The organism is Paenibacillus sp. FSL L8-0436, from assembly GCF_038593025.1.
Classification (GTDB): Bacteria; Bacillota; Bacilli; order Paenibacillales; family Paenibacillaceae; genus Paenibacillus_AQ.
Map to the genome: position 1 here is coordinate 2,225,489 of NZ_CP151955.1, position 13,835 is coordinate 2,239,323.

Genomic DNA, 13,835 nt, shown 5'->3' on the forward strand with positions numbered 1-13,835 from the left:
TGTGCTTTTTTGGTACACTCTAGTAGCCATCCGGCTGATCCTGTATTTGTTCAAAGTAGGCATGTACCCTGTTCAGGAGATCAATTAAAGTTTCACTTTGCTCCTGGCCCAAATAATCGACCATGCCTTTAAACATCTCCCGGATCTTGGCGACGGCTTTATCTGCGAGCAGCTCGCCTTTTTCCGTCAAGACAATGCTGCTGATTCTCCGGTCCTGTGAGTCGCTGGTGCGCACAACAAAACCTTGTGACAGCAGGCTGTTCACCATCTGTGTAATCGTAGGGGAAGTTACCTTAAGCAGCTTGCTGATCTCGGAGACAGTCAGTACCTGCTTGTCCGCTTTTGTATTGCGGAGTCTGATCGTGATCAGCACCCGTATTTCACTGGGCTTTAGCCCAAACATCGTTAGCTTCTGCCAATTCATCTTGGAGAATTGCTGAAAAGCCCCCAATAATTCATCCACATGTTCATACCTGTCTTCTTTCACTAATACACCTCATAAGCTTATTTACCTATTATTATAGCCCAGATTTAATCACTTTAGGAGTCAATAAATATACTCAGAATTTATAGCAAGGTTCGACAATTTCCGTATAAATGATTTGCTATAATAAATCGATTCTAGGAATTGCAATCTAATATTTTTATCAATAAATAACAGAATTTTGGAGGGACGTTCTTGAAGAAATCAATGATAGTGACCCTGCTAGCCAGTGTCTTTTTAACTTTTTTTATCTTTAATTCTCAGACTTCAGCGGCTGCGGTATTAGAAGGTGTTGATTCCAATTATATAATCAAAGATATGAACGGCACGTCACAGCGGCAGAAGATCAACATTTACAATCAGAGTCGGCTTGAGATGGAGATTCTTCCTGATAATTCAATGATTCAGTATACCTATGATGCGAATGGCAACCTTCTTAAGCGAAGTAAGGCTACACCCGCAGAACCGTATATCTTCAGCACTTCGGTAGTCTCCTATGATATTTATCTGAAAGGGGTTCCTGACAGTGTTAAAACTGTACGTTTTCCGACATGGACGGAATACAATCAGCAAGATGATCTCGAATGGATTGATGGTGTGAAAGTTGCTCCAAATCTCTGGAGAGGTACGGTCGTTCTGTCCAAACATGGGATGGAAACTGGCGCATATGCAACACATGTTTATGCGGATAACAAAGTTGTAGCGGGTGTAACGACTCAAGTTAAGAATACTCAAACCGTCAGCGCTCCTCAAACGGTAGGATTAGCTGCTGAATACTATGAGGTGGTTATAGAAGGCGTGTCCAGAACCATACAAGAAGTGAAATTCCCGACATGGACAGAAAAGAATGACCAGGATGATATTGAGCGGCCCTATGTGATCGGTGAGCGGATAGGCAATACAACGTGGAAGATACGGATACCCTTCAGTAAGCACAATTATGAAGCAGGTAACTATTTCACACATATCTATGCCCATGACAAGTATGGCAATTCAAACTATATCGGAGGAACGTCAGTTACTGTTAAGGGAGGTGTAGGTGTATCAGGACCGAAAACAGCCAATATCTCGGCGGGTTCATACGATGTTTTGATATACGGACTAGACCCTAATATAAAACGTGTTCAGTTCCCTACCTGGACTTCTAATAAAGAGCAGGATGACCTTGAGTGGATTGAAGGTGTGAAGGTTGCCCCTGGAGTCTGGAAAGCCACAGTAGTCTTTCAAAGACACAACTCTGAGGTGGGAAGCTATATTACGCATATCTATGCTGATAATAAATATGTTGGGGCTTTAGTTTGTAATGTTAATCGTTAGCTGAGGTACAAATAGCAGAGATAACGAATGCCAAGCAGTAATTAGAATGAAGTTGGAAAAGTGGAGAGGATGATTGGAGCAAGAATGCAAACCAATAAAATTACTAGCTATGCACTGCCATTTTTTATGATTATTGTTGTATTCAGCCTTTTTCAGAACAAGGCTTTTGCTGCAGAGAACGTAGTGGCTCCTAAAGAATCATTCGAAAGTGGTACTTTTAACGGAACCAGCTATCTCCCTGTGAATGGGACAATTACCAGTGATGCACAAAAGATAGTTAGTGGAAAGTATTCCGCTCATTTGAGTTCTCAAGCATCAGAGGAGTGGAAGGAATTTTCCTATACAGATCAAAGCAAAATTAAATTCGAAAAAAACACAACCTACTCGGTGACTTTTTCCTACAAATCATTGGATATGCAGCCGCTGGATGCGAACCGTTTTTTTTATTTCCTTGCTCGCAGTACTGATAACCTGGAAGACAAGCAGTTTACAACCTGGAATGATGCAAGTGGGGGAAACGGCATAAAAACGATGACGTTCACAACCGGAAATAAAGCAAACTATTACTTAATTTGGGGAATCCACGCAGGAGGCGCCCTTTCAATTGATGATATAACAATCGTGAAGAAAATTTCCGCACAGAGCGAATCTTTTGAAAAGGGTTCATTTGATCAGACTAATTTCCTTGCCGGATCCGGTGTTATTACTAATGACCCAGCAAAAATAGTTAACGGTCAATATTCAGCTTATCTCTCTTCATTAAACACAGAGGATTGGAAAGCATTTTCCTATACGGATACGAACAAAGTGAAGTTTGAAAAAAATACGACCTACAAAGTTACATTTTCCTATAAAACTATCGATATGGTGCCAACCGGAAGTGATCGCCGTTTTTATTTTTTAGCCAGAAGTACGGATAATACAGATGATAAAGGCTGGACGGCCTGGAGCGACGCAAGTGGGAATAAGGGAAGAAAGTCGATAACATTCACAACGGGAAACAAAGAGAATTACTATTTGATCTGGGGAATATTTAAAGGCGGCGCCCTGTCCATTGACGATATAGAAATCACAAAAGTGAATGAATCCTTTGAGAGTGGTTCGTTTACCAATACTAATTTCAATGCTGGCTCTGGAGTCATTACTAATGAATCTTCTAAAGTGATTACTGGACAATATTCTGCTTACCTTAAATCACTGGCGACCGAACCAACAAAGGAATTTGTAAATACAGATCTTAATAAGTATAAATTCGAACCTAATACGACTTATTCAGTAACTTTCTCCTATAAATCAGCTGACATGGATTCTTCGAACGCCAACCGGTATTTCTATTTCCTGGCCCGAAGTTCAGACAAGCTAGAAGAGAAAGGAATGACTACTTGGCAGAACCCTAGTGGCAGTAAGGGCAGCAAAACCGTTACGTTCACGACAGGGAGCAAGGATAATTACTATCTGGTTTGGGGCATCCGTCAAGGTGGTGCTCTTTCGCTGGATGATATAGAAATCTCTAAAGTAAGCGAATCTTTTGAAGGTGGCTCGTATAGCGGGACTGGCTTTTCACCCGTATCCGGAAGGATTACTAATGAATCCTCAAAAACCGTCAGCGGTTCATATTCTGCCTATTTAAGCTCCACAGCTTCCCAGCAGTGGGCGAATTTCGCAAGTACAGATTTGGATCAAGTAAAGTTTCAGAGCAATACGACTTATTCAGTGACCTTTTCTTATAAATCTATTGATATGGATTCAACCAATGCCAACCGCTATTTTTACTTCTCAGCACGTGGCCTAGATGATATTGAAACCAAAGGCTGGACTACATGGAATAGTGCCGCGGGAACAAAAGGAGTAGAAACGGTCACCTTTACTACCGGGAATCAAGAAAACTACTATTTGTTCTGGGGAATTTATGGTGGAGGCGCTCTCTCCATTGATGACATTATTATTAAGCAAGCGACAACTTATCTATACGATGATAATGGAAGGCTGGTGCAGATCAAACAACCCAACAATAAGATTACTTACTATAACTATGACTCAAATGGCAATCTGAAGGGGACTCGAACGGAATAGTGCTACTATGCGCTGAAAGTAATTTGCGAAAGAGGAATGCTAATGAAGAAACGGTCAGCTGTATGGATATTTGGCGTCATAATTTCACTATTATCAGCTTTCTTTATAGAACCTCCCTTTGTTTTCGGAAACTCGGTTAAAAATGCCGAAGCCGCCTATGATGGAACAATCTGGAGACCGGTAATAGCTTATGTGAATTGAATTAGGGGGTGGACCGCTCTTGCACTAGATTCGTGCTTTGCTATACATGACTTTAAAAATGAATGATAGGGGAGTATTTATTTGAAGAATAGAAAAAAGATGAATTCATTTCTCAACGTTGCTTTATCCTTTACTATATTAGTAGGCGGATTTCAAGTTACAAATGAACGTATAGCCGCTGCTGAGAGCAATCCGATCCTTTCCTCTGAATATGTTAAGGCCGAAACTAAGGTGGAAAGTCCTGCTCCTTCTCCAGCCCCATTGAATACAATATCCGAACAGCAAATTGAGCCTACATTTAATCCCGGAAATGTCCAGATGAAATCAGCCTTTGCTGAAAATAAAAAGCTTATAGACGAGGTTGTATCCGTAACTGGAGACGTTTACGATCCGAACATGTTAACCATTCAAATGTTAAAAGAGAAAACCTATGAAACGCGTATGAAATTAGTTCCTGGGAAAACAAAGGAAAATTTAGAGAAGCCTCTTGCCCGTGCGGCTGAACCCAGGTCCCTGGATTTAACCCAAACAGAAATTGAACCGCTTGTTCTGGCTGGAGCCTCCAAGGTTGATGTATATTGGGTAAATTATCTGAGCTTGCTACAGGAGAAGCGAACCCCGCTGGAACTTTGGAAATGGAAACTGAATGAGAAAAGATCCTGGGAGGATATCCAACGGGAATTTGAAAAAGAAGCAGGAATATTCAGTAAGCCCACTGTACAGGAAAATGTGTATGCAACTGAAATGTTGAACCATTTTTCTTTTAATGGAAAGCAAACAGTTTCCTCCTCAGTATATGGACAAGAAGAGGGTACCGGGAAAGGGTATCGATCAGAATTAGCCCTCTCCATGAGTACCTTCGATGCAGCCGTATCCGGTGTGATCAACAACTTGGTCATTCAAGCTCAAATCAATCAAACTTATAAGCCACAGTTTAATGACCGCAACACTTCCAGTGAAATGGTCGATCCGGTGTCAGGAAGTGTGACCCGGAAAGAAAACCTGATTCATTTGCCCGGTGTGGACGGACTGGACTTAGATATTGGCCTTATGTACAATTCCAACCAAAGTATTCCCTTTCTTATTAGTACATGGTGGAATCCCAACTTTCAGAGTTGGGAATATAGCTACAATTATCGTCTTCCGGTCTTAGGCAGTGGGTGGTCGTATCAATTCCCTCACTTACAAAGGGTTAGTCAGTTTGGGTGGATTTACCACGATGGAACAGGCAATGCGTATAGAGTTCGTGATGACTATAGTAATGATGAGCTCTCACTTTATACAAATTTACTCAATTATAAAGGCAAAGACAAGCGACTGGTATCAGAAAATGCGAATACAGACGGCGCATTCAGTAACGGGCAAGAAAGATCAAGTTTCTATATTGAGTACTTAGATCTTAAACGAGAATACTTTACCATTGATGGGGATTTAATTGGAATCGTAGATCGCTTCGGCAATACGATTACATTTAAATACGACGGATCAAGAAGATTGTTCTCGATAACGGATACCGTTGGCCGTGTGGTGAAATTTAATTACGAGGAAGACCTGGATTCCGAGGTGTTTGATGGGGAAAACGTAGATATTCGGGTCTATAGCGAAGAGAACGCAACGCAAGAAGTTCAGAAGGTGGTATTGACGAAAGGGAGAGTATTGGGGGAAATTCAAAGAAATATAGGCATACCCCCACTTCAAAAGTATATTCCGTACCTTGCGTCAATTACCGATCAAAACGGAGAGAAAACCTATTTCGAGTATCAAAATGGCTTTTCGTCTTATGTTGGTTCTTACGACGGATTTCTTTTTAATTCGTTACTGAAAAAAATTACGTATCCCAATTCTGTTACAGAATATGAATATGAACAAGCCGATCGTCATACCGGCCCGAATTCCACCGTCGTAGAATATCGGGCGAAATCTAGAAAGGACAAGACGGCATCCAAGACGTATCAGGAAATAAACTATTCGTATACAGGTGATTATACGGGGAATACCCCGGATCAATATCCGGCTGTTTTACCTGCGGATTTTCGGTTTAGTACGACATCAACTGTGGTTAGCACGACTGCCAGTAATGGGCTCCAAACCACTCATACATTTGATAAAGATGGCAGAGTGCTTCGGACGGAAACCCGGGAGGCTGGAGGCGAGCGGAAGATCACTGACAATACGGCGTTTCATGGAGTCTTTACCCGGTATCCCACAAGGACTACCCTTTCGGAGTATGCTCCTCAAGACACTGAAGCAACCGCAAATCATTTATACACCGAAACCGTGTATAACAGCTGGGGGCAGGTTGAGAGTCAAACGAAGCCGTTGACCGGAGATCAGTTTAATAATCCGGCAATCAAACAGCATTATACAACCACCTACCAGTATGAACCTAAGTATCATTTGCTGGAAACGCAGTCCTGGTATAACAATGAAAATGATGCAACACCGCAAAGTGAACGTTATACCTATACTGCTGAGGGACGGCCGGTAACGGTAACCAATGCGTTAGGAGACAGGACGGTATACAGCTATAGTTATTTTAATAGTACGGGAGGGATCTCCCAGGCAACGGCGGAGAAGACCGCCCAAGGCCAACTGGTGGCCAAAAGCGTGACCCAGTACGGGCCTGAAGGCCGTCGTGCCTACCCTACCGAACAACAGCAGTGGTTCAACATTGGTACATCCAATCAGCAGATTGTGAAAACCACGATGAGCTATGAGATGGGTTACGGGTTGCTGAAAAGTCAGAGCGACGGGAATGGCAAGACCACAACATATGAATATGATGCCGCAGGGCGTCTGAAAAAAGAGACCTATCCAAATCGCTCCAACGCTAACGGAGAAGTGTACAGCGAGGTAGTAGAGTACAACTACTCTAATACAAGTTCCGCAAACTTTGATGCTGTCAATACGGGAATGCCGGTCTTAAAAGTGGACTCTATCCGAACTGTCACTCAGTTATCGAATAACAGCGTGGTTAAAACTTATGCCAATGTACTTTATAACGGAATGGGTTTGGCCCTTTTAGAGGAACACTTTGATGATAACGCTGGAAAGTGGGTGTTCACCCAGTATCACTATGACGATATGGGCAGACCCATCTATCAGAAAGACGCGCTTTCCAATGAAATAACGGTGGGGTATGATGCTTGGGGCCAACAAAAAAGTTTAACGGATTCCTATCGTAATGTCTTTGTGACAAATTATAATTTGAAGCAGCGGAAAGCGGTAAGCTACCTGACTGCGGCGGGCACCTCCGAAACGATGAATTACATCGAGGAGTCTTATGATCCGTGGGGCCGGGTGATTTCGAAGCGGACGTTTAGAGATTGGCCGAATCAGTCGCAGCCCATCACAGAACGCTACAGTTACGATATTATCGGCAATCTTACGGGATATACCGACCCGATGAACCATCTCAATGAGGCTGGCGTGACAACCCTTTACAGTTACAACGCATTAAATCAGTTAACTGGTGTTAAGGATGCGCTAAATCAGACTACACGGTACAGCTATGACGGAAATGGACAAATATCCAAGGTGACCGTTCAGGGTAAGGGTGAGTCGGAACAAACCTTAAACACGAAGAGTTACAACGAAATCGGACTGATGACGACGAAGCAGGACGCCGCCGCCAAAAGCGAAAGTGTGTCCTATAATCATCTGGGCCAACAGACCGGTAAAACGGACCGTATGGGCAGTGTGTTCAGTTACAACTACGACGAGAGAGGCCAACTAAAGAGCAGTTCCGTTAGTGGAGTAATCAATAATACGTCTGCGACGCAAAAAATTGATTATATCTACGGAGATGGATCGCCAAATTACCACACGATCAATAGTTATGTTAATGGAACCTTAAGGGCAACGCAGAAACGTTACCTGGATAGCATGAACCAAGTACGTAACGATTACTCCGTTGGATATTCTACTACGGGTGCGGGTAACCACTCGTCGTCCATTTTAAACCAGTTGGATGTACTGGGCCGAATGACACAAATAAACGATTCCAATCTTGGGTTTTATGTAAACTACCAATTTGACAGTCAGCGGCTGATCAACGTCCAAACCAATGGCAGCGCGTCCCTAAGCAAAGCCGCATCCGACAATGTACAGTACAGCTACTATGCAAATGGCCGAGTCAAGACAATTACGTACCCGCCGTTGACGGATGGAAGTATCTTAAAAACAGAGTACACGTACAACAAAGCACTCGGTTGGGTAGAGAGCATGAAGAATACAAAGGGCAGCTCCGTGCTATCGGGATACAACTACAGCTATGATAATAATGGAAATATTACAGCGGTAACTGAAGTCCTCAATAATGGAGCAGCAAAAACGACAAGTTACGGATACGATGCTTTAAATCGTCTACTGTCAATCAAACGGCCGAATGGTCAAAGTACGCAGTACACGTATGATGTGCGTGGCAATCGTCTAACCTCAAGCGAGAGCGTCAGCACCATGCTGGATCTGAGCGATACAAGCTACACCTATGATTTACAAAACACCTTAACCGGATTGACCAAAAATGGGAATACGACCATCTTCACCTACTATGCAGACGGTCTTCGGTATTTGAAGAGTACTGGAACGACCCATACTCAGGTCAATTATGATTTTAGTGGCCAAGTTATCGCAGAGGAGAAATTAAGCGGGAGCACTGTAATACAAAAGTCCTCCTTTGTCCGTGGAGACCGGGTATTGGTGAAAAAGGACAAGACGGCAGCAAAGGATTACTACTATTTGTACAACGGTCATGGCGATGTGGTGCAAATCGTCAATACCAGCGGAACACCAGTTAACACCTACAGCTATGACGAATGGGGGAATATCACCAGCCAGACGGAAGGGATACAAAATTCCTTTAAATATGCAGGTGAGATTTACGATGCAGAAACGGGACTTTACTATCTGCGTGCGCGGTATTATGATCCGAGTATCGGGCGGTTTTTAAATGAGGATACGGTTGAGGGGCAGATTGATAATCCGCTGAGTCAGAATCTGTATACTTATGTGCATAATAATCCAATAATTAATACTGATCCAACAGGACATTATTGTGAGTCTGGTAATAGTCGCTATGGGCATAGTGGGGGGTGTAGCAGATCTAGCTCTATATATGTTCCAGATTCCATTAAGAATAACAACTCTGGAAAAAGCATAACAGAACTACTGCAAATCTATAAAAACACTAAAGCACAAGCGGTTGTTAATGCTGCAAAGATTGACCCCCATAATTACGTAGTCAAAGGCGGTGCAGCAGCCGTCCCACTTCCTGGTGCACAAGCGGGTTCGGCATTAAATGCAATTGTACAGGCGATAGGAATAACAACAGTTCTCTCTATGGACACAGCTATAAGTGATACTACTACCTCAGAGAAGAAACAGCAGACAATATATCGTGATGGTTCAATGACTAACGCAAACCATACCCCTCGAGTCATAGATACAAAAGGCTTATCCGCATTTACTAAGCCAAAAAAACCTAAAGGGTGGTTTACATCAATAGAAGCGATTAACGCTACAGGAGTCTTGACTGCAGAGGTAGATAATCCTGTAACAGGTCATGTGAGTATCAGAGCTGTTGATCCATACGAACATAAGTTATGGATGGAATCAAGAGAGAATGCCGAGGTTAGTCCTTATTATCTAACTTTAGTTTTAAAGGAAATTACATTTAAATATAATTTTAAGTAGGGGGAATAGTAATGGATATCAATAGTTTAATCCCAAAGGATAAATTCGATCTCAATTCAGTTAATACTTTGAAAACATTGGATATAAACATAATTAAACCTATTATTTCTGATCTATTAGAGTGGACTAAAGATTCAAATTGGCCAATTACAGAGGAAATCGGAGATATGCTCGTTCCCTTAGGCTCTGAATTAATACCTTATCTTAGGGGAATTTTCGATTCTAATGATGACTGTTGGAAATACTCAATACTTGTGAATTTGGTGAACAAATTACCACCAACTGTATTATCGGAAATGGAGGCTGATCTTAAAAGGTTAGCTTTAAACCCTACTGAACGTGAAAGACAAGAATATGTTGACGAAGAGGCGACCGAGATTTTATTGCTTCTACAGTAAATATGAAGGAAACTGAGGAGTGATATTCTTTATTTCAAAATGTAGGGCAAGCCCATTGTTTTATCAATAGGGGCTGCTCTTGCATTATGAACAGGTCTGCAGGTGTTCTTTCTGCCGCCTTACAACTTAAATCCCGAATCCGGCCGGAAGGGCTGTAGCTGTGACTCAAAGCTGATGTGGTCACAACATCTTTTTGAAATAAGCTTCATGGTAGCCAATTTATGAAGCGAATCAATCAGCACCGATGGAAACAAAGGATCGTCTGCTTGTCAGGTTTTAATCTTAATCGGTCTATATAGAGGTGAATTATGTTTGAATAAATCAACTTTTCCCCAGGGACTATTACTTATAATGAGATAAACGAACCTAGATATTTAAAAGAAGAAGACTTATTTCAAGTGACATACGGTGACGATAAGTATGTCCTTGATTTAGGCTGGTATGGAACAGAATACGCAATATTGATTATAGAATCTTTGGATTGGTCTAATTCACTTTGGGAAAGACGTTCTAAACAATTATCTGATCTATTTCAATTAATGAGTGAAGCGGCGACATATATAAGAAAGATACTTAATTACTCCAATGAATAAATGTAGTTTTAGTTATCAAAGCCACGTGAGATTAATACTCCATGTGGTTTTTCTTTTGAAAAGACATTTGACTGACTGAGTATGTCAGTGAATAAGATGATAGGATTACAATAATAGCAGATAGGTTTCACATGGAGTACAAAAAAGTTGCAAAAGAAATTTGTGTTTAGAAACAAACGATTCAGGATTGGATCAAGAAAGACGTAAAATTCGGTAAACCTTCTTGAGCAACTGTCCAATTTATTCAGAATCGAGAATTAAACGTTGATTTTCATTTGCTTCGATTGGATCAGTATGTCAGTAATGCATTTAACTGTTCAATTAGTCGTTCCTGTTTTTGTTCTCCTGAATGCACTCAATAAGGTGCCTATTCTGCAAATAGTGCTGTATTGTTGTGTATTAGTATCCTTCATCATCTCGGTTGTAACCTCAACTTCTTCATGTTCATCTGTTTTGGTTAAGAAATCATCAAAATTTCTGATTTTTTTGGTGAAGTAACCCCTTCTGGAACTATCTTAAACTGTTTGAAGATGTAATTACAGTAATGCAAGTCAGGATCGTATTCAACATTTCCGAATGTCACACATCTTCCTATGACCAATTAGCCCAAAGTTGTCCTATAATAATCTGGGTCAACAGACCGGTAAAACGGACCGTATGGGCAGTGTGTTCAGTTACAACTACGACGAGAGAGGCCAACTAAAGAGCAGTTCCGTTAGTGGAGTAATCAATAATACGTCTGCGACGCAAAAAATTGATTATATCTACGGAGATGGATCGCCAAACTACCACACGATCAATAGTTATGTGAATGGAGCCTTAAGGGCAACGCAGAAACGTTACCTGGATAGCATGAACCAAGTACGTAACGATTACTCCGTTGGATATTCTACTACGGGTGCGGGTAACCACTCGTCGTCCATTTTAAACCAGTTGGATGTACTGGGCCGAATGACACAAATAAACGATTCCAATCTTGGGTTTTATGTAAACTACCAATTTGACAGCCAGCGCCTGGTCAACGTCCAAACCAATGGCAGCGCGTCCCTAAGCAAAGCCGCATCCGACAATGTACAGTACAGCTACTATGCAAATGGCCGAGTCAAGACAATTACGTACCCGCCGTTGACGGATGGAAGTATCTTAAAAACAGAGTACACGTACAACAAAGCACTCGGTTGGGTAGAGAGCATGAAGAATACAAAGGGCAGCTCCGTGCTATCGGGATACAACTACAGCTATGATAATAATGGAAATATTACAGCGGTAACTGAAGTCCTCAATAATGGAGCAGCAAAAACGACAAGTTACGGATACGATGCTTTAAATCGTCTACTGTCCATCAAACGGCCCAATGGTCAAAGCACACAGTACACGTATGATGTGCGTGGCAATCGTCTAACCTCAAGCGAGAGCGTCAGCACCAGTCTGGATCTGAGCGATACAAGCTACACCTATGATTTACAAAACACCTTGACCGGATTGACCAAAAATGGAAATACGACCAGCTTTACCTACTATGCAGACGGCCTTCGATATTTGAAGAGCACTGGAACGACCCATACTCAGGTCAATTATGATTTTAGTGGTCAAGTTATCGCAGAGGAGAAATTAAGCGGCAGCACTGTAATACAAAAATCCTCCTTTGTCCGTGGAGACCGGGTATTGGTGAAAAAGGACAAGACGGCAGCAAAGGATTACTACTATTTGTACAACGGTCATGGCGATGTGGTGCAAATCGTCAATACCAGCGGAACACCGGTCAACACCTACAGCTATGACGAATGGGGGAATATCACCAGCCAGACGGAAGGGATACCAAACTCCTTTAAATATGCTGGTGAGATTTACGATGAAGAAACGGGACTTTACTATCTGCGTGCGCGGTATTATGATCCGAGTATCGGGCGGTTTTTAAATGAGGATACGGTTGAGGGGCAGATTGATAATCCGCTGAGCCAGAATTTGTATACGTATGTGAGTAATAATCCGTTGATTTATACTGATCCGACGGGACATAGACAAGAATGGGGCACAGGTGGAGCAGGAGGTAAAGATTTTGGATTCTGGCAAAAAGAGTGGAATTCTTTTAAAGAGGCAAATTCAACGTGGTATTCGGCAATAGACTTTTGGTCAATGGGGACTATGTCTCAATTAAATGACTATTATAAAATATCTCAGGAGAATCCGTGGTCTTTAGAGCATTTTCTATCTGCTGGAATGATATTTATAGAGTTAACTCCTCAAGGTAAAACAGCAAAATTAACGAATAAGGGAACCGATTTTATAAGAGGTGCACTAAAGACTTGCAATTGCTTCACTGCTGGAACGAAGGTCCAAACAGACGAAGGGGAGAAGAATATCGAAGACATTAAGGTCGGAGATAAGGTTCTTTCCAAGGATGAAGAGACTGGCGAGGTAGCTTATAAAGAGGTCGAATGGCTCTTCCAACGTGATGTTGAGGAAACGTATAATATTACTGTTGGTGATGAAGTCATAACAACAACGGATGAACATCCGTTTTGGATTGTCGGTAAAGGTTGGGTGGAGTCAAAGAACCTTGTGGTGGGCGAAGTTGTAACGACTTCGGACGGCAAAGAATTAGCAATTGAGAAGATTGAGATTAAGCAGGGGCATGCTACGGTTTACAATTTCAAGGTGAAGGATTTCCATACGTATTTTGTCTCAAACCTTGGGATTTGGACACATAATGCTTGTGGGGTAGCACCTCATACTGTTGTAAATGCATTATCAAATTTTCAAAGTAGTCAAATGAAGTTTGGTAGTAATACTTTCCTGCTTGATAAGTCAGGAATGAAACATATTCTAGAGCGTCACCATCCGAATTACTGGGATGGCTCAGTAAAGGCACAACAATCGTTTTTTGATGCAAGTATGTCAATTGACGATATTACGAGCGCCATTAAATCAGTTATGTCCCAAAATAGAGACATCCTTGCGAGTAAAGGGACTAAAGGGATGTATCAAATCACGGGTACTTACAACGGCAAGGACTATGTACTTGGGTTAAACAATGGGCGTGTAGGTCAATTTTATACTCCGTAAGGGTGATAC

At 41.9% G+C, this 13,835-nt stretch carries 7 protein-coding genes; 6 read left to right on the forward strand and 1 reads right to left on the reverse strand.

The genetic code is table 11. The features are described 5' to 3' along the window. Window positions 1–19: 19 nt before the first annotated feature. Window positions 20–487: a MarR family transcriptional regulator gene (locus NSS79_RS09890; protein ID WP_076114293.1), complete on the reverse strand. Its 468-nt coding sequence runs from the start codon at window positions 485–487 to the stop codon at window positions 20–22. 192 nt (window positions 488–679) lie between these two features. Here NSS79_RS09890 and NSS79_RS09895 point away from each other — a divergent pair, with 192 nt between their 5' ends. From NSS79_RS09895 to NSS79_RS09920, 6 genes are all read left to right on the forward strand, one after another. Then, window positions 680–1,801, forward strand: a complete 1,122-nt coding sequence (locus NSS79_RS09895; protein WP_342439204.1) for a GBS Bsp-like repeat-containing protein — start codon at window positions 680–682, stop codon at window positions 1,799–1,801. A gap of 84 nt (window positions 1,802–1,885) precedes the next feature. Beyond that, a complete protein-coding gene (locus NSS79_RS09900) occupies window positions 1,886–3,874 on the forward strand; it encodes an RHS repeat domain-containing protein (protein WP_342439205.1) in 1,989 nt (662 codons plus the stop codon). A gap of 42 nt (window positions 3,875–3,916) precedes the next feature. Further along, a complete protein-coding gene (locus NSS79_RS09905) occupies window positions 3,917–4,075 on the forward strand; it encodes a hypothetical protein (protein ID WP_342439206.1) in 159 nt (52 codons plus the stop codon). Window positions 4,076–4,156: 81 nt separating this feature from the next. After that, a complete protein-coding gene (locus NSS79_RS09910; protein WP_342439207.1) occupies window positions 4,157–9,769 on the forward strand; it encodes an RHS repeat-associated core domain-containing protein in 5,613 nt (1,870 codons plus the stop codon). 11 nt (window positions 9,770–9,780) lie between these two features. Next, window positions 9,781–10,167 (forward strand): DUF5071 domain-containing protein, encoded by a 387-nt coding sequence (locus tag NSS79_RS09915; RefSeq protein ID WP_342439208.1) that lies wholly within the window; start codon window positions 9,781–9,783, stop codon window positions 10,165–10,167. Window positions 10,168–11,711: 1,544 nt separating this feature from the next. Continuing rightward, on the forward strand, window positions 11,712–13,826 hold the full coding sequence (locus NSS79_RS09920; RefSeq protein ID WP_342439209.1) for a polymorphic toxin-type HINT domain-containing protein: 2,115 nt from the start codon (window positions 11,712–11,714) through the stop codon (window positions 13,824–13,826). The last annotated feature ends 9 nt before the right edge of the window (window positions 13,827–13,835 follow it).